General features: G+C 73.0%; 18 protein-coding genes. 11 read left to right on the forward strand and 7 right to left on the reverse strand.

Features of this window, described 5'->3' with window-relative positions; translation table 11 throughout:
• Positions 1 to 31: 31 nt before the first annotated feature.
• Positions 32 to 2,797, reverse strand: a complete 2,766-nt coding sequence (gene acnA / locus ACQP1N_RS22720) for an aconitate hydratase AcnA (protein WP_433226503.1) — start codon at positions 2,795 to 2,797, stop codon at positions 32 to 34.
• A 360-nt stretch (positions 2,798 to 3,157) separates the two neighbouring features.
• Here acnA and ACQP1N_RS22725 point away from each other — a divergent pair, with 360 nt between their 5' ends.
• Complete coding sequence (locus ACQP1N_RS22725; protein ID WP_433226505.1) at positions 3,158 to 4,384, forward strand: hypothetical protein; 1,227 nt, start codon at positions 3,158 to 3,160, stop codon at positions 4,382 to 4,384.
• Positions 4,385 to 4,421: 37 nt separating this feature from the next.
• Here the strand turns inward: ACQP1N_RS22725 and ACQP1N_RS22730 are convergent, their stop codons facing one another.
• Positions 4,422 to 5,408: a DUF2804 domain-containing protein gene (locus ACQP1N_RS22730; RefSeq protein ID WP_433226507.1), complete on the reverse strand. Its 987-nt coding sequence runs from the start codon at positions 5,406 to 5,408 to the stop codon at positions 4,422 to 4,424.
• Between the two features lie 37 nt (positions 5,409 to 5,445).
• Here ACQP1N_RS22730 and ACQP1N_RS22735 point away from each other — a divergent pair, with 37 nt between their 5' ends.
• The 6 genes from ACQP1N_RS22735 to hpnH all read left to right on the forward strand — a co-directional run bounded on the left by ACQP1N_RS22735 (position 5,446) and on the right by hpnH (position 11,630).
• Positions 5,446 to 6,363, forward strand: coding sequence for an aminoglycoside phosphotransferase family protein (locus ACQP1N_RS22735; RefSeq protein WP_433226509.1), 918 nt, complete (start codon positions 5,446 to 5,448; stop codon positions 6,361 to 6,363).
• A 69-nt stretch (positions 6,364 to 6,432) separates the two neighbouring features.
• The gene (gene hpnC / locus ACQP1N_RS22740) at positions 6,433 to 7,311 is read left to right on the forward strand and encodes a squalene synthase HpnC (protein ID WP_433226511.1); all 879 of its coding nucleotides are present in this window, start codon (positions 6,433 to 6,435) and stop codon (positions 7,309 to 7,311) included.
• Complete coding sequence (locus tag ACQP1N_RS22745) at positions 7,308 to 8,225, forward strand: phytoene/squalene synthase family protein (protein WP_067806872.1); 918 nt, start codon at positions 7,308 to 7,310, stop codon at positions 8,223 to 8,225. Before hpnC ends, ACQP1N_RS22745 begins: the two co-directional genes overlap by 4 nt.
• A complete protein-coding gene (hpnE, locus tag ACQP1N_RS22750) occupies positions 8,222 to 9,541 on the forward strand; it encodes a hydroxysqualene dehydroxylase HpnE (protein ID WP_433226513.1) in 1,320 nt (439 codons plus the stop codon). Before ACQP1N_RS22745 ends, hpnE begins: the two co-directional genes overlap by 4 nt.
• Positions 9,538 to 10,548, forward strand: coding sequence for a polyprenyl synthetase family protein (locus tag ACQP1N_RS22755; protein WP_433226515.1), 1,011 nt, complete (start codon positions 9,538 to 9,540; stop codon positions 10,546 to 10,548). Before hpnE ends, ACQP1N_RS22755 begins: the two co-directional genes overlap by 4 nt.
• Positions 10,549 to 10,625: 77 nt before the next feature.
• Entirely contained in the window at positions 10,626 to 11,630 is a 1,005-nt protein-coding gene (gene hpnH, locus ACQP1N_RS22760) for an adenosyl-hopene transferase HpnH (protein WP_067806879.1), read from the forward strand.
• A 4-nt stretch (positions 11,631 to 11,634) separates the two neighbouring features.
• Here the strand turns inward: hpnH and ACQP1N_RS22765 are convergent, their stop codons facing one another.
• Positions 11,635 to 13,617, reverse strand: a complete 1,983-nt coding sequence (locus tag ACQP1N_RS22765) for a bifunctional phosphatase PAP2/O-acyltransferase family protein (RefSeq protein ID WP_067806882.1) — start codon at positions 13,615 to 13,617, stop codon at positions 11,635 to 11,637.
• Positions 13,618 to 13,822: 205 nt separating this feature from the next.
• Here ACQP1N_RS22765 and ACQP1N_RS22770 point away from each other — a divergent pair, with 205 nt between their 5' ends.
• Both ACQP1N_RS22770 and ACQP1N_RS22775 read left to right on the forward strand, forming a co-directional pair.
• Positions 13,823 to 14,473 (forward strand): PadR family transcriptional regulator, encoded by a 651-nt coding sequence (locus ACQP1N_RS22770; protein WP_433226518.1) that lies wholly within the window; start codon positions 13,823 to 13,825, stop codon positions 14,471 to 14,473.
• Between the two features lie 2 nt (positions 14,474 to 14,475).
• Positions 14,476 to 14,961, forward strand: coding sequence for a DUF1707 SHOCT-like domain-containing protein (locus ACQP1N_RS22775; protein ID WP_067806888.1), 486 nt, complete (start codon positions 14,476 to 14,478; stop codon positions 14,959 to 14,961).
• A 6-nt stretch (positions 14,962 to 14,967) separates the two neighbouring features.
• On the opposite strand, the gene ACQP1N_RS22780 is transcribed toward ACQP1N_RS22775, so the two are convergent.
• Positions 14,968 to 15,657, reverse strand: a complete 690-nt coding sequence (locus tag ACQP1N_RS22780; protein WP_067806891.1) for a response regulator — start codon at positions 15,655 to 15,657, stop codon at positions 14,968 to 14,970.
• Positions 15,654 to 16,997 (reverse strand): sensor histidine kinase, encoded by a 1,344-nt coding sequence (locus ACQP1N_RS22785; RefSeq protein WP_433226521.1) that lies wholly within the window; start codon positions 16,995 to 16,997, stop codon positions 15,654 to 15,656. Before ACQP1N_RS22785 ends, ACQP1N_RS22780 begins: the two co-directional genes overlap by 4 nt.
• Positions 16,998 to 17,127: 130 nt before the next feature.
• Between ACQP1N_RS22785 and ACQP1N_RS22790 the strand changes: the two genes are divergently transcribed.
• A complete protein-coding gene (locus tag ACQP1N_RS22790) occupies positions 17,128 to 19,662 on the forward strand; it encodes an ABC transporter permease (RefSeq protein WP_433226523.1) in 2,535 nt (844 codons plus the stop codon).
• 1 nt (position 19,663) lies between these two features.
• Here the strand turns inward: ACQP1N_RS22790 and ACQP1N_RS22795 are convergent, their stop codons facing one another.
• Positions 19,664 to 20,590, reverse strand: a complete 927-nt coding sequence (locus ACQP1N_RS22795) for a LysR family transcriptional regulator (RefSeq protein ID WP_433226525.1) — start codon at positions 20,588 to 20,590, stop codon at positions 19,664 to 19,666.
• Positions 20,591 to 20,811: 221 nt separating this feature from the next.
• Positions 20,812 to 21,195 carry a PPOX class F420-dependent oxidoreductase gene (locus tag ACQP1N_RS22800; protein ID WP_433226527.1) on the reverse strand — a complete coding sequence of 128 codons (384 nt, stop codon included), beginning with the start codon at positions 21,193 to 21,195 and terminating at the stop codon, positions 20,812 to 20,814.
• Between the two features lie 69 nt (positions 21,196 to 21,264).
• Here ACQP1N_RS22800 and ACQP1N_RS22805 point away from each other — a divergent pair, with 69 nt between their 5' ends.
• Positions 21,265 to 21,486, forward strand: coding sequence for a hypothetical protein (locus ACQP1N_RS22805; protein WP_433226529.1), 222 nt, complete (start codon positions 21,265 to 21,267; stop codon positions 21,484 to 21,486).
• Positions 21,487 to 21,716: the final 230 nt, after the last annotated feature.

The following is a 21,716-nucleotide window of genomic DNA, read 5'->3' on the forward strand; positions in this document are numbered from 1 at the left end:
CCTTCCGGAGCGGCCCGTTCGGTGGTGCCGGTTACTTGCGGATCAGGTTGCGCAGGACGTACTGGAGGATGCCGCCGTTGCGGTAGTAGTCCGCCTCACCCGGGGTGTCGATGCGGACGGTGGCGGTGAACTCCTTGTCGTCGGCCTTGACGGTGACCTCGCCGGGGACGCCGCCCTCGTTCATCGCGGTGACGCCGGTGATGTCGAACGTTTCGGTACCGGTGAGCCCGAGGGACTCCGCGGACTCGCCGTCCTTGAACTGCAGCGGCAGGACGCCGAGGCCGATCAGGTTCGAGCGGTGGATGCGCTCGTAGGACTGCGCGATGACCGCGCGGACGCCGAGCAGCGCGGTGCCCTTGGCGGCCCAGTCGCGGGACGAGCCGGAGCCGTACTCCTTGCCGGCGATGACGACGAGCGGGGTGCCCTGCGCGGCGTAGTTCTGCGCGGCGTCGTAGATGAACGCCTGGGGCGCGCCGTCCCGGGTGAAGTCGCGGGTGTAGCCGCCCTCGACGCCGTCCAGGAGCTGGTTGCGGAGCCGGATGTTGGCGAACGTCCCGCGGATCATGACCTCGTGGTTGCCGCGGCGCGAGCCGTAGGAGTTGAAGTCCCTGACCTCGACGCCGTTGTCCTGGAGGTACTGCGCGGCGGGCGTGCCGACCTTGATGGCCCCGGCCGGGGAGATGTGGTCGGTGGTGACCGAGTCGCCCAGCTTCGCCAGCACGCGGGCGCCGCGGATGTCGGTGACCGGCTCCGGTTCGGCGCTCATGCCGTCGAAGTACGGGGCCTTGCGGACGTAGGTGGACGCGGGGTCCCACTCGAACAGGTCGCCGGTCGGGATGTCGAGGCCGCGCCAGCGCTCGTCGCCCTTGAAGACGTCGGCGTAGTCCTTGACGAACATCTCCTGCCCGATCGACGACTCGACGATCGAGGCGACCTCCTCCGGCTCGGGCCAGAGGTCGCGCAGGTAGACGGGGCCGTCGGTGCCCTCGGCGATCGGGTCGTTCAGGATGTCGATGTCCATCGTCCCGGCGAGCGCGTAGGCGATGACCAGCGGCGGCGACGCGAGGTAGTTCATCTTCACGTCGGGGCTGATGCGGCCCTCGAAGTTACGGTTGCCGGACAGCACCGCGGTGACCGCCAGGTCGTTGTCGTTGACGGCCCTGGAGATCTCCGGCTGCAGCGGGCCGGTGTTGCCGATGCAGGTGGTGCAGCCGTACCCGACCAGGTTGAAGCCGATCTTGTCGAGGTACGGGGTGAGGCCGGCGCGCTCGTAGTAGTCGGTGACGACCTGCGACCCGGGCGCGAGCGAGGTCTTGACCCACGGCTTGCGGGTCAGGCCCTTCTCGACGGCGTTCCTGGCCAGCAGCGCCGCGGCGATCATCACGTACGGGTTGGACGTGTTGGTGCAGGACGTGATGGCGGCGACGGCGACGTGCCCGTGGTCGAGGACGAACTCCGTGCCGTCCTCAAGGGTGACCGGGACCCGCTTGTGCGGGCGGCCGGAGCCGTTGGCGTCGACCTGCCGGGGCTTGTCGCCCTCGGTCTCCTGGGTGATCGCCGGGGTGTCCGAGGCCGGGAAGCTCTCGTTGGACGCCTCGTCCAGCGCGCCCAGGACGCTCTCGACGTAGTTCTGCACGTCCCGCCGCCAGGTCGTCTTGGCGTTCGCCAGGGAGATGCGGTCCTGCGGGCGCTTCGGGCCGGCCAGCGACGGGACGACCGCCCCGAGGTCCAGCTCCAGGTACTCGGAGAACTCCGGCTCCACCGACGGGTCGAGCCACATGCCCTGCGCCTTCGCGTACGCCTCGACGAGCGCGGTCTGCTCCTCGCTGCGCCCGGTCAGCCGCAGGTACTTCAGCGTCTCGTCGTCGATCGGGAAGATCGCGCAGGTGGAGCCGAACTCGGGGCTCATGTTGCCGATCGTGGCGCGGTTCGCCAGCGGCAGGGCGTGCACGCCCTCGCCGTAGAACTCGACGAACTTGCCGACGACGCCGTGCTCGCGCAGCATCTCGGTGATGGTCAGCACGAGGTCGGTCGCGGTCGTGCCGGCGGGCAGCTCGCCGGTCAGCTTGAAGCCGACCACGCGCGGGATGAGCATCGAGATCGGCTGGCCGAGCATCGCGGCCTCCGCCTCGATGCCGCCGACGCCCCAGCCGAGGACGCCGATGCCGTTCTCCATCGTGGTGTGCGAGTCGGTGCCGACGCAGGTGTCGGGGTAGGCGACGCCGTCGCGGTCGAACACCACGCGCGCGAGGTGCTCGATGTTCACCTGGTGGACGATGCCGGTCCCGGGCGGGACGACCTTGAACTCGTCGAACGCCGTCTGCCCCCAGCGCAGGAACTGGTAGCGCTCCTTGTTGCGCTCGTACTCGCGCTGCACGTTGCGCTCGAACGCGTCCGGCGAGCCGAAGTAGTCGACGATGACGGAGTGGTCGATCACCATCTCGGCCGGCGCCAGCGGGTTGATCTTGGACGGGTCGCCGCCCAGCTCCCGTACCGCCTCGCGCATCGTGGCGAGGTCCACCACGCACGGCACGCCGGTGAAGTCCTGCATGATCACCCGCGCGGGGGTGAACTGGATCTCCTTGCTCGGCTGCGCCTGCGGGTCCCAGCCGGCGAGCGCGCGGATGTGCTCCGCGGTGACGTTCGCGCCGTCCTCGGTGCGCAGCAGGTTCTCCAGCAGCACCTTCAGGCTGTATGGGAGACGGGCCGCGCCCTCGACGGCGTCCAGCCGATAGATGTCGTACGACTTGTCGCCAACCTGCAGCTTGTCACGGCTGCCGAAGCTGTTCGCGGACACGGACTCCTCCTCCGTCGCCACCGCACGGCCGGTCCGGGACATGTGCGCGCGGCGCTCGTCATGGTCTTCGATGTGCCCGTCCCCGGGGCCGGCACAGGGCGGCGCGCTGCGGGACGGGCGCTCGTCTTCCTTGATCCTGCCCTAGTCGGCCTCCCGACCGGCAATCAGGGCGACCTAACTTCCGCAAGTTTTCTCTTGACGTCAAGCTATCTGCAATTTATCTCGATATCAAGTTATTCGCCCCCGGGGCGGCGGCCGTTCGGCCGTGGCCGGATGCGGCCACACCGCCTGACCGGCACGGTCCAAAAAGTTGATCTTGCGCTATTGATCATGATCCGCCGGGCTGCTTACCGTGCCCCCATGTTGATCAAGAGGAGATCCCTTCTCAAGGGCATGGTCGCCGCCCCCGCAGCCTTCGCCCTGGGAGGGGCGCTGGACGCCACCGGCGCCCTCGCCAACCCGGCTCCGCTCCCCAAGCCGTCCCTGCTCAACGTCACCTACCCCACGAAGACCGACTTCGATCTCGTCCCCGAGGACAAGGCCGCCGGCCAGACCGCCACGTGGGCCGCCCTGATCACGGCCCTCAAGCGCACGCTGCCGAGCAGCACCGTGGACGACGTCCTGAACTCCGCCAACCGCTACGGCGTCGGCGGCCTCCCCGACACCCCGCCGACGATGACGCACTGGCTCTGGCAGGACGGCGACAACAGGGACCCCTACTGGTACCCGCAGGGCCTGACCACCAGCGCCGACCACGCGGGAACCGGCAAGTACAACGGCCGCGAGGTCCAGCTCGCCTCGTGGTACAGCAAGCACACGGTGAACAAGGGCGTGCGGGTCAGCTTCGTCGACATGACCGACCCGGCCCGGCCCGCCTACCGGCACGTCCTGCTCGTCGAGCCGACCGGCAGCACGCTGACGCCGGACTTCGACCCCATCAAGATCCACGCCGGCGGCATCATGTGGTACGGCGACCTGCTGTACGTCGTGGACACCAACAGCGGCATCCGGATCTTCGACATGCGGGACCTGTTGAAGATCACCGCCCCCGGCGACGAGACCAAGATCGGCAGGCAGCCGGACGGCACGTTCCAGGCGCACAACTACGCCTACGTGCTGCCGCAGTCCGCCGCCTACTCCTCGGTCGTGCGCAACCAGCAGCAGCAGGTGCTCTACTCCTGGATCTCCCTGGACCGGACCTCGGTCCCCGACAGCATCGTCATCGGCGAGTTCCTGGAGACGCCGCAGCGGGCGAGCCGCCTGTTCAAGTGGGACATCGACTACCAGACCCGCCGGCTCAAGGAGACGAACGGCGTCGCCCACCCGTCGTTCGCCGCGGTGGTCGACATCGACCGGATGCAGGGCGGGACCTGCATCAACGGCAAGTTCTACATCACCCGCAGCAACACCAACAACGCACCGGGCAACCTGCTCACCTGGACGCCGGGCAGCCTGGTCCAGTACCCCATCAACCTGCCCCCTTACCCGGAGGACGTCTCCTACGACGGCACTAAGGACTGGCTCTGGTGCCACACCGAGTCTGAGAACTCCCGCCAGGTCTTCGCCCTGAAGGCCTCGCAGATCTGAGGGGGCCCGCGGGACGGCGTCCGCCGTCCCGCGGGGCTCACCAGCGCTGGCGGGCCTCCTCCGCCCAGCCGGTGAGGCCGTCGAAGTCGATCCAGGCGCCCTCGTCGGTGCGGGCGTGCCCGCTGAAACGCCCGAAGCACTGGTGGGTCTCGGTGCCGACGACGCCCAGCTCGACCCGCGCGGCCCGCTCATGGAACGGACGGAACTCGACCTCGACGCGCTCCCCGGTGATCGTCCAGGGGCGCAGCCAGTCGGCCCGGTCATACGTCCAGGTGAGCTCCTCGCCGATCTTGTGCAGGCGGCCGTCGACGAACAGGGCGTTCTCGGTCATGCCGGTGCCGTCCGTCCATTTTCCGCCGAGTTGCAGGGCCAGGCCGGGGCCGCTCGCCGCCGCCCAGTTCCACGTCATCCGGTACGGCCACTTGCCGCGCCCGTGGTCGAGGACGGCGAAGGCCCCCTCCCCGATCTCGTGCTCCCCCGACGGCAGGCTCAGCCGCCCCCGCACGGGGCGCCCGACGTCCTTGACCGTGTACTGGAAACGCCGGGAACTCCACGGGATCACCACACCGAGCGATTCGTGCCCCTCCGGCAGCGGAATCTCGACATCGAGATCGAGCACACCCGGCGCCAGCGCCCGCACCCGGGAGCCGGACGGGCGCTGCCGCACCCCGATCGCCACTCCCCCGCCCCGCACCGACACCTCACCGGCACCGCTGCGGTCGGGGAGAACGGCACCGCGAGCGAACGGCACCACGGCGTCCTTACCGGTCTCCTCGCCGGTCTCGCGGTCCAGCACGTACACGCCGTGCACTCCGGCGTAGTCGAGCGAGGAGGCCACCAGCCCGATGATGTGCCGGGGCGTGACGATGCCCCAGTACTCCCACCGCTTCGCCCGGCTCCATCCGCGCAGGTTCGCCCGGTGCAGCGGCCGCCGCGTCCAGCCGACGGCGCCGGGGTTGAGGCGTCCGTCCGGCAGGCACAGGTCCACCGGCCCTGTGATCTCGCGCTCATGCGTGCTCGGCATTCCCCGAGGCTACTCGCCGGATGACAGAGTCGATCACATGCCCGGCATCGTCCCCTCCACCCTCGCCCGGCACGCGATCGAGACCTGGGGCGCCGACGGCCGCCGCTGGCTGGACGCGCTGCCCGCCACGCTGGACGCCGTCGCCCGCGACTGGGGGCTGCGCCTCGGCCGCCCCTTCGACCTGAGCTGCCACTGGGTGGCCGAGGCGACGCCGGAGGACGGCGGGGCCGCAGTCCTCAAGCTCGGACCGCCGGGAGCGGACCATCTCGCCGCCGAGGCCGCGGCCCTCGCCGCCTACGACGGGCACGGCGCGGTACGGCTGCTGGCCCACGATCCGGCACGCGGCGCGTTCCTGCTGGAGCGGGCCGTCCCCGGGACACCCGCGAGCGCCCTCGTCCCCGACCGCGACGAGGAGGCCACGGCCGCCGCGGTCAGCGTGATGCGGCGCCTGCACCGGACGCCCCCGCCGGACTGCCCGCTCCCCCGCCTGGAGACGGAAGGCGCCTCCCTCAAGGACCATCTGCGCCGCCACCCCGGAGACGGCCCTTTGCCGCGCCACCTGGTGGAGCGGGCGGCACGGCTCTTCGACGAACTGTGCGCCGACCCGTCCGGCACGGTCGTCCTGCACGGCGACCTGCACCACGACAACATCCTGCGGGCGACCCGCGAACCCTGGCTCGGCATAGATCCGCACGGGTACGTCGGCGATCCCGGCTACGAGGCCGGCGCCCTCCTCTACAACCCCGACCCGGAGGACCGCGACGACGCTCTGCTCAGGCTCGTCCCCGCCCGTGTCGAGCAGCTCGCGGACGGTCTCGGCCTTCCACCTGAACGCGTCGTGGCCTGGGGATTCGTCAAGGCCGTGCTGGCCGAGGTGTGGACGCTCGAGGACGGTGGAACGCCGGGCGACCGGTCCCTGGACGTCGCCCTCCGGCTACTTCCCCGGCTGCCCTGACAGCACCCTTAAATAAGTCCATACCTCGGCCAGAGTTTCTCTGGTGCCGGTCCGGTCGATCCCATCAAGGTGATCACTGAACCGCCCTGGAGCGTCGAGGAGCACGATCGCGCGCTGGACCGGCTCGCGGCGCGGGAGAACTTCCCGGTGGCGGCGGGGCTGCTGCCCGCCCGGCACCGGGCCGGTCTGCGGGCCGTCTACGGGTTCGCGCGGCTCGTCGACGACATCGGCGACGAGGCGCCGCCGGACCAGCGGGCCAAGCTGCTCGGCCTCGTGGACGACGACCTGGACCGCGTGTTCGCCGGCCGGACGCCGGACCTGCCGCAGTTACGCCGGCTGGCCGGGGCCGTGCACGCGCACCGCCTCCCGGAGGCGCCGTTCCGCGATCTGGTGCGGGCGAACCGGCGGGACCGGGCCGTCCAGCGGTACGAGACGTTCGACGAGCTGACGGAGCACTGCGCGCTGTCGGCCGCGCCGGTGGGACGCATCGTGCTGCATCTGTTCGACGCGCACGAGCGCGGCCTCGCCGCGGCGTCCGACGATGTGTGCACGGCGCTGCAGGTCATCGAGCACTGCCAGGACGCGGGCCGGGACTACCGGGACGGGCGGATCTACCTGCCCGGCGAGGACCTGCGGCGGTTCGGCTGCACCGAGGACGACCTGGCGCGCCCGATGACGCCGACGCGGCTGCGCGGCGTGCTGGCACTGGAGGCGCGCCGCGCCGCGGACCTGCTGGACCGGGGCACGACGCCGCTGATGGCGGGCCTGCCCGGATGGGGGCGGATCGCGGTGGCGGGCTACGTGGCCGGGGGCCGCGCGACGCTGTCGGCCCTGGAACGCGGGCGCTACGACGTCCTCGCGCGCCCGCCGCGCCCGCGGCGGGCCGCGCTGCCCGGCCTCTGGGCACGGACGCTCGGGCCGCGCGCGCTGAGAGGGGGACGGCGATGACGGTTTCGGAGGCGTGCGAGCGTTCCGACCAGGTGGCCGAGGCGTACCGGCACTGCGAGCGGGTGGTGCGCGAGGAGGCCCGGAACTTCTCCTACGGGATACGGCTGATGGCGCCGCCGAAACGGCGGGCGATGAGCGCGATCTACGCGTTCGCGCGGGGCATCGACGACATCGGGGACGGCCCGGAGCCGGCGTGCGTGCGGCTCGATCTGCTGGACCGGTCGCGGCAGCGGTTGCTGACCGTCCAGAAGGCAGTACGGCAGCAAGCGGACGTGCGGGCGCTGGAGGGGCATCCGGTGCTGACCGCGCTGGCGGACGCGGCGAGCCGCTACCCGATTCCGCTGGAGGCGTTCGGCGAGCTGATCGACGGCTGCGAGGCCGACGTGCGGGGCGCCGACTACGACACCTTCGACGACCTGCTGCGGTACTGCCAGCGGGTCGCGGGGACGGTCGGGCGGCTGTCGCTCGGCGTGTTCGGCTCGGCCGGCCGGCAGCGCGCGGAGGGGCTCGCCGACTCGCTCGGCGTCGCGCTGCAGCTCACCAACATCCTGCGCGATCTGCGCGAGGACCGGCTGGCGGGCCGCGTCTACCTCCCGAAGGAGGATCTGGTCCGGTTCGGCTGCACGCTGGAACTGGACGAGTCCGGCGTGTTCATCGACCCGCCGTGGCGGCTGGCCGAGCTGATCGGCTTCCAGGCGGAGCGGGCCCGGGCCTGGTACGCGGAGGGGCTGCGGCTGCTGCCGCTGCTGGACCGGCGCAGCGCCGCCTGCACGGCGGCGATGGCGGGCATCTACCGGCGGCTGCTGGAGACGATCGCGGAACATCCGTCGATCGCGCTGAACGGCCGTGTCTCACTGCCGACATGGCAGAAGGCCCTCGTCGCGGCGCGCGCGCTGTCGGGGGTGGAGCGGTGAGCGTCGTCATCGTCGGCGGCGGTCTCGCGGGCATCAGCGCCGCCATCGCGCTGCAGGAATCGGGTGTGCCGGTGACGCTCGTCGAAGCCCGGCCGTGGCTGGGCGGCGCGACGCATTCGTTCGCCCGGGGCGAGCTGAGGGTCGACAACGGGCAGCACGTCTTCCTGCGCTGCTGCACGGCGTACCAGGGGCTGCTGCGCAGGCTGCGCGCCGAGCACCTGGTGGAGGTGCAGGACCGCTTCGACGTTCCCGTGCTGCGGCCGGGCGCGGCGGCGGCGCGGCTGCGGCGGGCCGACCTGCCGAGCCCGCTGCATCTGCTGCCCACGCTGGCCCGGTACACGCCGCTGCCGCCCGTGGACCGGCTCCGGGCGGTGCGCGCCGCGATCGGCCTGGCCCGGCTCGATCCCGCCGACCCCGCGCTCGACATGGTCTCGGCGGGAAGGTGGCTGGCCGGGCACGGGCAGCGGGCGTGGGCGCGGCAGGCGCTGTGGGGCGTGTTCCTCACCTCCGCGCTGAACGCCGACCCGGACGACGCGGCGCTCGGCCTGTCCGCGATGGTCTGCAGGCGGGCGCTGCTCGGCCGCGCCGACGCCGCCGACATCGGGGTTCCGGTCGTCCCGCTGGAGGAACTGCACGGCGGACCCGCGTTGCGGCGCATCGCGGAGATGGGCGGGACCGTCCGGCTGAAGGCGAAGGTCGAGGCCGTCACCACCGACCCGAAGGTCGTGGTGGACGGCGTGCCGATCGCCGCGGACGCGGTGATCATGGCGGTGCCGCACGAGACGGCGGCGCGGCTGCTGCCCGCGCAGGCGCTGCCCGACCCGCTGCGCTGGCCCGAGCTGGACGCCAGCCCGATCGTGAACGTGCACGTCGTCTACGACCGCACGGTCATGGACGCGCCGTTCGCCGCCGCCGTCGCCTCGCCCGTCCAGTGGGTGTTCGACCGGACGGCGGCGAGCGGGCTGCGCCGCGGCCAGTACCTCGCGGTGTCGCTGTCGGCCGCCGACCGGTGGATCGACATGCCGGCCGCCGAGCTGCGCTCCCGGTTCGTCCCGGAACTGCGGCGGCTGCTGCCGGCCGCGCGGGGCGCCCGGGTGCGGGAGCTGTTCGTGACACGGGAGCGCCGGGCGACGTTCCGGCAGCGGCCCGGCACCGCGGCGGCCCGGCCGGGCGCGGCGACGCGAGCGCCGGGACTGTTCCTGGCCGGCGCGTGGACCGACACGGGCTGGCCCGACACCATGGAGGGAGCAGTGCGCAGCGGCGTCACCGCCGCGCGGCTGGTCCGTCGCCACCTGGAGGGGGTGAGGGACCGGTGACGACCGTTCCGGTCTCGATGACCGATGTCCGCGGGCTGGTCGACGGCGCGCTGCGCGCCGCGGTGGGCCGGCTCGACCCGCGCACCTACCGTGTCGCGGCCTACCACCTCGGCTGGACCGACGAGGAGAGCCGTCCGCGCAGGGCGCCCGCGGGCAAGGCGCTGCGTCCGGCGCTGGCGCTGCTGTCGGCGCGGGCCGCCGTGGCGCCGCCGGAGAGCGCGCTGCCCGGCGCCGTCGCGGTGGAGCTGACCCACGCGTTCTCCCTCCTGCACGACGACATCATGGACGGCGACCGGACCCGCAGGCACCGTCCCGCGGCATGGACGGTCTTCGGCGAGCCGTCCGCGATCCTGGCCGGGGACGCGCTGCTCGCCCTCGCCGGCGAGGTCCTGCTGGAGGCGCCGGGGCAGGGCTCCGCGCGGGCGGCGCGGGCGCTGTCGACCGCCACGCGCCGCCTCCTCGCGGGCCAGTCGCTCGACATGGACTTCGAGACCCGCAGGCAGATCAGCGTGGACGAATGCATCGCCATGGCGTCCGACAAGACCGGCGCCCTGCTGGCATGCTCCTGCGCGATCGGGGCGATCCTGGACGAGGCGCCCGAGTCCCTCTCGGACGCTCTCGAGGCGTTCGGCGCGGAGCTCGGTATCGCCTTCCAGCTCGTGGACGACCTCCTCGGCATCTGGGGCGACCCCGGCACCACCGGGAAGCCGGCGATGTCGGACCTGCGGTCCCGCAAGATGTCGCTGCCCGTCGTCGCCGCGCTGAACTCCGGCACCCCGGAGGCGGCCGCGCTCGCCGAGCTGTACGCGCGGCCCGAACCGTCCGAGGACGACCTGGCCGAGACCGCCGCGCTGGTGGAGGCGGCGGGCGGGCGCGCGTGGGCCGAGGCCGAGGCCGAGAGCCGGGTCCGGCGCGCCGCCGGGCAGTTGCGGTCCGCCCGGATGCCGGACTCCGTCCGCGCCGAGTTCCTCAGCATCGCCGAGTTCGTCACCGGGCGGGACCACTGATGACCGCATCACCTACCACCCGTACCGGCTCGTTCCCGCTCCCGGCACCGGGCCGGTACCCGAAGGAGACGTCCTGAATGGCGATGCCACTGCGCCAGAGCCTGCGGATCGGCGGGTACATCCTGCGCAACAAGCTGGCGGGGCGGGCGAAGTACCCGCTGATCGTGGAGCTGGAGCCGCTGTACGCGTGCAACCTGGCCTGTGCGGGCTGCGGCAAGATCCAGCATCCCGCAGACGTGCTGAAGCAGCGTATGCCGGTCGAGCAGGCGGTCGCGGCGATCCGCGAGTGCGGCGCGCCGATGGTGTCGATCGCGGGCGGCGAGCCGCTGATGCATCCGCAGATCGGCGAGCTGGTCGCCGAGCTGGTCCGGATGAAGCGGTATGTGTTCCTGTGCACGAACGCGGCGCTGATCCCGAAGAAGATCGACCAGTTCCGGCCGTCGCGGTACTTCGCGTGGGCGGTGCACATCGACGGGCTGCGGGAACGGCACGACGCGTCCGTCTGCAAGGAAGGCGTGTTCGACCAGGCGGTCGCGGCGATCAGGATGTGCCGGGAGCGCGGATTCCGGGTCACGACGAACACGACCGTGTTCAACACCGACACCCCGCAGACCGTGATCGACGTGCTCGACTACCTGAACGACGACCTGCGCGTCGACCAGATGATGATCTCGCCCGCGTACGCCTACGAGAAGGCACCCGACCAGGACCACTTCCTCGGCGTGCAGGAGACCCGGAACCTGTTCCGCAAGGCGTTCGCGGACGGCCGGCGCGAGCGCTGGCGGTTCAACCACTCGCCGCTGTTCCTCGACTTCCTCGAAGGCAGGATCGACTTCCCGTGCACGGCGTGGGCGATCCCGTCGTACTCGCTGAAGGGCTGGCAGCGGCCCTGCTACCTGCTGGACGACGGCTACTGCGACACCTACCGGGAACTGCTGGACACGACCGACTGGGACGCCTACGGGCGCGGACGCGACGACCGGTGCGCGAACTGCATGGCGCACTGCGGCTACGAGCCCACCGCCGTGTTCGCGACGATGGGGTCCCTCAAGGAGTCGCTGCGCGCGATGCGGAGCGTGTGACCCCTCACTCCGGCCCGTCCCCGAGTTCCTCGATCACGTCGTGGACGGCGTCCATCAGCGCGTCGGCGTCGTCCGCCAGGCCGGGGTCGAGGGACAGGCCGAAGCACAGCTCCCGGGCGACGCCCAGCCCCGCGATCGCGAACGGCGCGCCGGGCGCGAGCGGGACGATCGGGTACACGGCGGTGAGCGGGGCGCCCGCCAGCCGCAGCCGCCTGTCCGACGCGGGGAGGCTCGACACGGTGCCCTGCAGGAACCGCCCGCTGTAGGACATCCGGGCGAACCGGGCGTGCAGCGGGGCGGGCATCACCCGGCCCGCCTGCCACATCACGAACCAGGCGGCCTGCGCGCGGGTCCCGGACCGCAGCACGCGGCTGCGCTCGGCGATCAGCGCGAGCCGGTCGGTCTCGGCCATCTTCCCGAGCGGCAGATCGACCATGACGGCCGTGGTGTGGTTGCCGACCATCGCGCTGCCGGGCGGCCGCATCATCAGCGGCACGGCGACGCGGCAGGTGCCCGGACGGCCGCCCTCCTCGCTGACGACGCGGGTCAGCGCGCCCGCGACCGCGCACAGCACGACGTCGGTGACCCTGGCGCCGTGGCGGCGGCCCACGTCCCGCACGGTCGCGAGCGGCAGGTGCATGGTGCTGAAGCGGCGGTCGGACGTCCCGCTGGAGGGCAGCGGCTCCGGCCTGGTGACGGCGGTGGCGAGCTGGCCGAGCCCGATCACGGTGGCGAGCGCCTTGCGCAGCGGCCTGCGCGGGAACCGGGCGCCGAGGTCGTCCGGCGGCGGCTCCATCAGGTACACCGCCTGCGCGACGATCCCGACGCCGTCGGCGACGACGTGGTGCATCAGGTACACGACGGCGGTCCGGCCGGGCTCGGCGCCCTTCATCACGACCATCCGCCACGGCGGCCGGTCGAGCGGCAGCCGCTCGGACTGGAGCTCGGCGACCGCGGCGCGCAGCCCCGCCATGCCGTCCACCCGCCGCTCGGTGACGTGCCACGCCCAGTCGATGGGGTCGTGGTCATGCCAGACCGGGCGGCGCCACCGGCCGCGACGGACGAGCCGCTGCCGGAAACGCGGCAGCCCGGGCAGCCGCTCCTGGATCACCCGGACGAGATCGGCCCGGCCCACCTCGGCCCGCGAGGTGTCGAGCATGATGACGCCGCCGGCCTGCTGCGGCGCGGCGGGCGTCTCGACCGACAGGAAGAACGCGTCGGGCCCCTGGACGCGGGGGGCCGGCGGGCGGGCGACGCGCTCGGCGGCGTAGCCGGCGGCCACGACGAACGGGACGGCGGCGGCCGCGTCCAGCAGGTAGTGGTTCGCGGTCGCCAGGATCACATAGAGGGTCACCAGGATGTGCCCGGCGTTGAGCCACTGCACCCACCGTTTCGCCTTCACGCGGACGAGCTCGACGCCGACCCACAGTGTCCAGGCCATGTGCAGCGACGGGACGGCGGCGACCCGGTCGGCGTGCTCGACCATCGGCGAGCCCCACGATCCCCAGGTGCGGCCGCCGCGGACGGTGTCGACGAACCCGAGGTCGGGCATCAGCCGAGGCGGCATCACGGGGAACAGCGCAAAGCACGCCAGGCCGGCGAGGTTGAGCATGACGAAGGCGTTGCGGGCCGTCCGGTACCGCTCGGGATGACGCAGAAGTAACCAGGTGAGCAGGGCCAGCGCGCTCGCGACGTAGGTGATCGCGTACTCGTAGTCGGCGAGGACGCGCAGGGCGGGCTGGTGCGCCAGCCAGCCGTTGAGGGTCGGCTCGATGTCGATGCGCAGCGCCTGTTCGAGCCGGAACAGCGCCGCGCCGTGGTCGCGTGCCGCCTGCCGCCGCCCCTGCTGGGGCAGCATCGTGACCAGCGAGTACACGGCGAACAGCGCCAGGCCGAGCAGCAGCTCGTTCCTGGCGCGCGGCCTGCCGCCCGCGACGCCCGGTGTGAGGGCCGCGTCCTGCGCGGTCACCGCCTCGTGTGTGCCCATCGTCCCCCTCGAACCGGGTGGTACCCAAGATTCGGGAAATCAGACGGCGGCGCCGGACCCGGGATCTTACCGAAATCCGCTGCCGGCGAAGACCGGTCCGCCGCTCCGGATGTCCGGGAACCAACTGGCCCATCCGTACGTCTTCGATATATCGTTGTCGTATCGCGAGAGATCATAGAGAGATCTCAGAAGGTGGTGTCAGAACATGGGACACACGCATGGACGCGGGCCCTGGGGACGCGGCGACTTCCCGAACTTCGGCGCGCTGTTCGGCGGTCCGGGCCCCTGGGGCCCGCCCGGCGGATTCGGGCACGGGCCCGGACCGCGCCCGCCGTGGGCGCGCGGCCGCGGCGGGCCGTGGGGCCGGGGCGCCAAGGCGCGCAAGGGGAACGTCCGCGCGGCGATCCTCGTCCTGCTGGCCGAGGAGCCGCGCAACGGCTACCAGATCATCCAGGAGATCAACGAGCGCAGCGGCGGCGCCTGGAAGCCGAGCCCCGGCGCGGTCTACCCGGCGCTCCAGCAGCTAGCCGACGAGGGGCTGATCGCCGGGGACGAGGCCGGCGGACGCCGCACCTACCACCTCACCGACGAGGGCCGCGACTACGCCGAGGAGAACGCCGACCGGCTCGCCGAGCCGTGGGCGGAGATGACGCCCGACTTCGGCGAGGGCGTTCCCGAGCTGTTCAAGCAGGCCGCGCAGACGGGGGCCGCGGTGATGCAGATCGTCCACTCCGGGTCGCCCCGGCAGGTCGCCCAGGCAAGGGACGTCCTGTCGGAGACCCGGCGCAGCCTGTACCGCATCCTGGCCGACGACCTCGGCGAGGACGCGGGGCCGACGGCGGACGACGAGGAGTAGACATGGCACCACAGGACGAGATCCGCATCGGCGACGCCGAACGCGACGCCGTCATGGTCGCCCTGCACGACCACTTCGCGGCGGGACGGCTGGACCGCGGCGAGCTGGACGAGCGGCTGGACGCCGCACTGTCCGCCAAGACGCGCGGCGACCTGCGCGCCCCCGTCCGGGACCTGCCGTCCCCGACCGGGCTGCCCGCACCCGAAGAGGCGGCCGCCCCCTGGCCGGCGGCTCCGCCGGGGTTCGGCGGGCCGGGGCATCCCGCATGGCGGCACCACCACCGGCGGACGGCCCGATACCACCGGCACGGGCCGCACTTCCCGGCGTTCCCGCTGCTGCTCGGGGTGTTCCTGGTGCTGACGTTCACGGTGGGACCGGGGGCGGGGTTCCTCGCCGTCCTGCAGGTCGCGCTGGCCGTCTGGGTGATCCGCGCGGTGCTCGTGGCGTTCGGGACGCGCCGGCCCCGCCGCCGCATACCCGGCGCGTGACCCGGCTCAGCCCAGATCGGCGTCGCGGGCGATGAGCCCGGCCTGCGTGCGGTTCGCGCAGCCGAGCTTGTCGAGGACGCGGGAGACGTGGCCCTTGACCGTGGCCTCGCTCAGGTGGAGGCGTCCCGCGATCTGCGCGTTGGACAGGCCCTCGCCCAGGCAGGCCAGCACCTGCGTCTCCCGCCCGGTGAGGCCGCCGAGGAGCGCGCGCGTCCGGTCCCGGTCGGACGCGCGTCCGGTGGCGGTGCCGAGCAGCCGCATGGTCGCGGCGGCCGACATCACCGTGTGCCCGTCGGCGGCGACCTGGACCAGCTTCACCAGGTCCTCCGGCGGCGTCGACTTCAGCAGGAACCCGGCGGCGCCCGCGCGCAGCGCCCGGATCACATACTCGTCGGCGTCGAACGTCGTCAGCGCGACGACGGCGGGCGGGGAGCGCAGCGCGGCGATCCGCTCGATGGCGGCGAGGCCGTCCACGCCCGGCATCCGCAGGTCCATGAGCACGACGTGCGGGCGGTGGCGCACGACGGCCTCGATCCCCGCGGCCCCGTCATGGGCCTCCCCGACCACCTGGACGTCGTCGGCCGCTTCGAGGATCGTGCGCAGATGCGCGCACACCATCGGCTCGTCGTCCACCACCACGACCGTGATCTGCGTTCTCTTGCGGGAGGGCGGCCTCCCGCACTCCCCGCCGTTCATGAGGCGGGCCCCGTGACGGGGACGTAGGCGGGCAGCGACGCCTGGACGCGGAAGCCGTCCCGGTGCGGGCCCGCCGTGAACGTCCCGCCGAGCAGCTCGACACGTTCGCGGAGCCCGGCGAGGCCCCTGCCGGAGCCGCTGGCGGCCAGCTCGGCGTCGGGTTCGCGGGCGGGGGCCGCATTGCGCACGGTCAGGCACACCCCGTCGGTGGTGTAGCGGACGTCCACATGGACGGCGGCGCCGGGCGCGTGTTTGCGGGCGTTCGTCAGCGCCTCCTGGACGACCCGGTACGCGGTCCGCCGGGCGGCGGGCGACGCCGGCGGCGGGGCGCCGTGCTCGGCCAGCTCGACCGGGACGCCGACCGCCGCCGACTCCGCGACCAGCGCGGACAGGTCGGGCAGCGGTTCCGCGGGGGCCTGCCCCGGGTCCCGGCGGAGCAGGCCGATCACGTCGCGGAGTTCTTCGAGCGCCTGGCAGCCGGTGCCGCGCAGCTCCTCGGCCGCCGCGCGGGTCGGCTCGTCCGGCGCCCGCACGCGCAGCGCCCCCGCCTGCAGCACCATCAGCGTCACCCGGTGCGCGACGACGTCGTGCATCTCGGCGGCGAGCCTCGCCCGCTCCTGCACGCGGGCCCGCTCCGCCAGCAGGTGCCGTTCCCGCTCGGCCCGCTCCGCCCGCTCGGTGAGACCCTGCAGGACCCGGCGGCGCGCGGCGACGTACATGCCGAGCAGCGCCCCGCCGATCACCATGGTGAGGCTGCGGAACACCATCGCATCGACGCTGTCGGTCTCGGCGGCCGCGAACTGCCGCATGGCCGAGTGGGGGAGGACGTCGCCGATGCAGCCGATCGGGACGAGCAGCGCGACGACCGGCGGCCAGCGCGTCCAGGCCGGGCGCCCCCCGTCGCGGGGCCACGCGGTCACCGCGTAGGCGGCGAGCGGTGCGGTCGGCGGCCACCAGATCACCGGGCTGAGGCTGTGGTCGGCGTGCACCCGCAGCAGCGTGCCCGGCGCGGCCAGCTCCACCAGCCAGACCAGGACCGCGAACCCGGCGGTGACCCAGCCGGCCGTCAGCGGAGCGCGGCGGCGGAACGCCAGCGCGATGACGGGCACCAGGAGCGGCGCCATCGCCGCGCCGCCGTACCGGTGGACGATCGTGCCGGGGTCCGTGAAGGTCCGCCAGGTGAGGAACGCCCCGGCCGCCACGACGACGGCGTCGGCGGCCAGGTCGCGGGGCCGTCCGGGCGGCAGCAGCCGCGCGAGGAGGGAACGCGGCGAACGCAGGAGCACATCTGCCACCCGCGGGAGGACGACCCTCCGCATCCCCCGGTTCACTCCGCTCATCCCTTTACCGTACGCAGTCCGAGCAGGCCCGCCACCCCTACGAAAGTCGCGTTCGCCGGGTCGTTCGTAGCGGGCGGTCACGACGATCCGCGCTGCCGGCGGGCGGTGCGGGCGGGCTGGAATCGTCCGCATGATGGTCAAGCTCGTATTCCGGGGCCTGCGCGCGCACCGGGCCCGCCTGGTGCTGTCGATGGTCGCGGTGGTCGCCGGGGTCGCGTTCGTCGCCGGCACGCTGATCTTCTCCGCCACGCTGGACCGCTCGTTCGACCGCGCCTTCGCCGATCTCGGCCGCGGCACGGACGTGGTCGTCCGGTCGCCGCGGGCCTTCGAGCCTGGGCCGGGTGAGCGGGCGCCGGAGCGTCCCGTTCCGGCATCGGTGCTGAGGGCGGTGCAGGGGGTGGACGGGGTCGCGAAGGCGCACGGGGTCGTCACCGGGTTCGCCGCCGTCCTCGACCGGCACGGCACGATCGCCGGCGCCGAGCCGCAGACGGGCGTCGCCTGGGACGGGGACCGGGATCTGTCGCTGCCGCGCCTGACGTCCGGGCGTCCGCCGTCCGCCGCCGGCGAGGTCGCGATCGACGTCACCACCGCCCGCGCCGCCGGCCACCGGATCGGCGACCGGGTCACGGTCGCGCTGCCGTCCGGAACGCGGACGTTCCGGCTCACGGGCCTGTTCGAGGTGGGCGACTCGGCACTGAGCGAGCAGATCTCGATGACCGCGTTCGCGCCCGGCACCGCGGGGCGGCTGCTGTCCGACCCCCCGGGGACGTATGCGCGGATCGTCGTCCACGCGGACGACGGCGTGTCCCAGGAGCGGCTCCGGGACGCGGTGGCGGCGGTGCTACCGTCCGGGGTCGAGGCGGTCACCGGGCGGCAGGCCATCGACGAGCAGGCCGGCCCGCTCAAGGACACCCTCACGATCATCCGGACGTTCCTGCTGGTCTTCGCCGTCATCGCGGTGTTCGTCGGCTCGTTCATCATCTTCAACACGTTCGCGATGCTGGTGAGCGGACGCGTCCGGGAGTTGGCGCTGCTGCGCGCGATCGGGGCGTCGCGCGGGCAGGTGACGCGGTCGGTGCTCGGCGAGGCGGCCGGGGTCGGGCTGGCCGGCTCCACGCTGGGCCTGTCGGCGGGCCTGGGGGTCGCGATCGGGCTGGCCCGGCTGATGACGGTCGCCACGGGCGGTGAGGAACTGCCGTTCGGGACGCCGGTGGTGCCGGTCTCCGCGGTGGTCGCGTCCTTCGCGGTGGGGACGCTCGTGACGCTGGCCGCCGCGTTCGTCCCGGCCCGGCGCGCGTCGCGGGTCCCACCTGTGGCCGCGCTCCGCGCGCAGACGGCGGCGCCCCGTCCGCTGCGGGGCCGGCTGGCGGGCGGCGCGGCCGCGTTCGCGGCGGGCGGCGGGCTGGTCGCCGCCGGTCTCGCCGCGGACCGGCTCTCGCTGACCGGCGCCGGCGCGCTCATGCTGTTCACCGGGATCGTGGTGGTCTCGCCGGTGCTGTGCCGTCCCGCGATCTGGGTGCTGGCCTGGCCGTTCGCGCGGTTCGGCGGGAGCACGGGCCGGATGGGCGGGCGCAACGCGCTGCGCGATCCGCGCCGGACGGCGGCGACGGCGTCCGCGCTGACGATCGGGCTCGCGCTGGTCGCGGCGGTGTCGGTGATCGTCCAGTCGATGGCGTCGTCGGTGGACCGGCAACTGGACGCCGGCCTGACCGCCGACTACCGGGTCACCGGGCGCAGCCGGATCACGCCCGTCGGGCCGGACGCGGCACGCGCGGTGGCGGGGGTCGCGGGCGTGCGGTCGGCGATCCCGGTCCGCACCGCCCGGTTCGAGCTGGACGGCTCCGTGCGGACGGCCGCGGCCGGGTCACCGGGCGAGCTGCTCAGCCATTTCCGGCTTCCGCTCCGGTCGGGGTCCTCGTCCATCGGCGGGGACGAACTGCTCGTCGGCGGCAGCATCGCGAAGGCGAGGGGCTGGACGGCCGGAACCACCATCAAGGGCCGCTACCGGGACGGGACGGAACGCACCTTCCGCATCGCGGGCATCTACGCCGACCGCCCGTCGATCACCCCGTCCGCCCCCACCATGATCATCAGCTGGGCGGACTACCGGGCGCACGACCCGGCCGCCCCCATCGACCGCATCGAGGTCAACGTCACCACCGCGTCCCGGGCCGCGCTGGCGGCGGCGCTCGCCCCGTGGCCCAACCTGGAGCTGAAGGACCGCGCCCAGGTCAAGGACGACACCGCCGGCGACATCGGCCGGTTCCTCGACCTCGTCCTCGGGCTGCTGGTGCTGTCGGTGATCGTCGCCGCGCTCGGCATCGTCAACACGCTGGCGCTCGCGGTGACCGAGCGGACACGCGAGATCGGGCTGCTGCGCGCCGTCGGCATGCAGCGCCGCCAGCTCCGCCGGATGATCCGCTACGAGGCGGTCGTCGTCTCGCTGTTCGGCGCGGTGCTGGGCGTGGCCGCCGGGGTGCTGCTCGGGATCGTCGTGCAACACGCGATGGCGGCGGGGGACGGCGGGATGGAGGTCCTCGCGATCCCCTGCGCGCGGCTGGCGGTGTACGTCGCGGCGGGGGCGCTGATCGGCGTCGCCGCGGCGGTGTGGCCGGCCCGGCGCGCCGCCCGGATGAACGTCCTGCAGGCGATCGCGGGCGAGTAGCTCAGGCCGCCGCCCGCGTGCAGCGGTCGGGGACGGCGTCGTGCAGGGCCCGCAGGCCGCGCGCGATCAGCGGGTTGCCCCGGCTGCCCCGCCGCACGCAGGTCAGCACCAGCCGCTTCGGGACGCCGTCGCCGGTCAGCGGGACCCGGACGACCGGCTGGTCGGACGGCCCGCCCGCCAGCCGCGGTACGAGCGACACGCCGAGGCCGTTCGCAACCAGCGCCCAGATCACCGACCAGCTGGTGGCGTGGTGCGCGAACCGGGGCGTGAACCCGGCCGCCGCGCAGTACGTCAGGACCTGCTGGTGGTGGGCGCAGATCGCGGACTCGACGCTGATCCACACCTCATTCGCCGCGTCCGCGAGCCGGGCGCCGCCCCGGTGCGCGAGCGGGTGACCGGGCGAGACGATGAGGTCGTACGCCTCCTCCAGCAGCGGTTCCCGGTCGAAGCGCGGATCGCCGGGCGGCGGCGCGTCCGGGGTCGGCTCGATGACCGCGATGTCGGTCTCCCCGGCGGCGAGCAGGCCCACGGCCACGTCGGTGTCGCACTCGCGCACCTCGACCGCGAGCCCCGGGTCGTCCCGCAGCAGCGTCCCGGCGGCCGGGGCGACGAGCCCGCCGACCGCCGTCGTGAACCCGCACATGCGCAGCGGGCCGGCGGCGCCCGCGCGGTGCGACTCCAGGTCGGCGAGGGTCTCCTCCCACTTGGCGAGCAGCCCGTCGGCATGCCCGATCAGCAGGTGCGCGGCCGGGGTCAGCCTGACCTTGCGGCCCTGCGGCTCCAGCAGCGGCACCTTCAGCTCCCGCGCCAGCTCGCGCAGGTGGTGCGAGACCGCCGACGGCGTCAGGTGCAGCGCCGCCGCCGCGGACGTGACGGTCCCGTACTGGTGGACGAGCCGGAGCATGTGCAGCCGCCGCAGATCGATCATGCAATCATCTTGCATGGTTCACTGAGGAAATCTGAAATGGACGGCAACGTTCGGCCGGTCGCAGACTGCTGCCATGAGCACTCGGAGCACGCTTGTCTCCCGGCATCTGACCAGTGACGGCGTCGTCGTCTGGACCCGCTGCGCCTGTGGGCGGCTGCGCATGGACCTTCTCCCCCACGGAGGCGCCCCCAGCCTGAGCGCGGGTCCGTGCCCGCACCGCCCTAATCGAGGGTGACCTCGTAGTGGAGCGTCCTGTAGCGCTTCATCCGGTGGAACAGCGGCACCGCGAACCCCTGCAGGAACGGGTGCTTGCGGGCCAGCAGCCGGCGGATCGGCCTCGCCTCCTCCTCGGTGAGCAGCCGGACGCGCCCGTGCGTCCCCGGTCCGGTGACCTTGCCCCGATGGGTGCTCGGCGCGATCTCCACTTCGGGGTTGCGCGCCAGCCGCTTGGTCTTGAACGCCTTGTCGTAGGTGCGGAAGTAGGCGTGGTCGCCGCGCACGACGACGTTGACGGGCGTCCCCACAGGTGATCCGTCCTTGCGGTAGGACGTCAGCAGGACGGTCTTCTGCTTCTTCAGGTTCTCAAGCGTCGATGTTGTGTTCATGCCCAGGAGACGGGATGTCCGCCTCCGCATGTGACATCACCGGACGCGCAGGGCCGCCGCTTCGGAGGCGTGCTTGCGGATGAGGTCCCAGTCGCCGCCGCGCTCGGCGAGCACCAGGCCCACCCCGGCGTGGACGACCTGCTGTTCGTCAAGGTGTCCACCGCCCTGGCCACCCGCAGCCTCCGCATCGAGCCGAGCCGGCTGGGCGAGCAGGCGGGCCTGACCGGCTGCGCCGCGATGGTCCTGGACAACATCCTCTCCCCCGAGGCCATCGACACGGCGGCCCACTGACGTCCAGAAAGACGAAAACTATTCACTGGTACGTTCCGAATATCGGGACGGAAAGCGCAGTTACCACAGCCGGACGCCGGGTCACCAGGGGCGGGCCTGGCAAAAATCGGTCATGACTGGGGCCGAAACCGGTTCGAAACCGAACCGGCAAAACGATCACTGATCTAGCGTAACGGCAAAGCAGACATATCCCCAGATTAGGGAATCCTAACCGGCCGTTCCCGCTACTC

This window comes from Actinomadura formosensis (assembly GCF_050948385.1).
Classification (GTDB): Bacteria; Actinomycetota; Actinomycetes; order Streptosporangiales; family Streptosporangiaceae; genus Spirillospora; species Spirillospora formosensis.

What these genes read in the sequence shown, in the direction of transcription:
- ACQP1N_RS22795 (WP_433226525.1), bottom strand. Translation starts at nt 20,590, where the DNA reads ATGATCGATCTGCGGCGGCTGCACATGCTCCGGCTCGTCCACCAGTAC.
- ACQP1N_RS22790 (WP_433226523.1), top strand. Translation starts at nt 17,128, where the DNA reads ATGATGGTCAAGCTCGTATTCCGGGGCCTGCGCGCGCACCGGGCCCGC.
- ACQP1N_RS22735 (WP_433226509.1), top strand. Translation starts at nt 5,446, where the DNA reads ATGCCCGGCATCGTCCCCTCCACCCTCGCCCGGCACGCGATCGAGACC.
- hpnH (WP_067806879.1), top strand. Translation starts at nt 10,626, where the DNA reads ATGGCGATGCCACTGCGCCAGAGCCTGCGGATCGGCGGGTACATCCTG.
- ACQP1N_RS22800 (WP_433226527.1), bottom strand. Translation starts at nt 21,195, where the DNA reads ATGAACACAACATCGACGCTTGAGAACCTGAAGAAGCAGAAGACCGTC.
- ACQP1N_RS22780 (WP_067806891.1), bottom strand. Translation starts at nt 15,657, where the DNA reads ATGAACGGCGGGGAGTGCGGGAGGCCGCCCTCCCGCAAGAGAACGCAG.
- ACQP1N_RS22770 (WP_433226518.1), top strand. Translation starts at nt 13,823, where the DNA reads ATGGGACACACGCATGGACGCGGGCCCTGGGGACGCGGCGACTTCCCG.
- ACQP1N_RS22765 (WP_067806882.1), bottom strand. Translation starts at nt 13,617, where the DNA reads ATGGGCACACACGAGGCGGTGACCGCGCAGGACGCGGCCCTCACACCG.
- ACQP1N_RS22775 (WP_067806888.1), top strand. Translation starts at nt 14,476, where the DNA reads ATGGCACCACAGGACGAGATCCGCATCGGCGACGCCGAACGCGACGCC.
- ACQP1N_RS22725 (WP_433226505.1), top strand. Translation starts at nt 3,158, where the DNA reads ATGTTGATCAAGAGGAGATCCCTTCTCAAGGGCATGGTCGCCGCCCCC.
- ACQP1N_RS22730 (WP_433226507.1), bottom strand. Translation starts at nt 5,408, where the DNA reads ATGCCGAGCACGCATGAGCGCGAGATCACAGGGCCGGTGGACCTGTGC.
- ACQP1N_RS22785 (WP_433226521.1), bottom strand. Translation starts at nt 16,997, where the DNA reads ATGAGCGGAGTGAACCGGGGGATGCGGAGGGTCGTCCTCCCGCGGGTG.
- ACQP1N_RS22745 (WP_067806872.1), top strand. Translation starts at nt 7,308, where the DNA reads ATGACGGTTTCGGAGGCGTGCGAGCGTTCCGACCAGGTGGCCGAGGCG.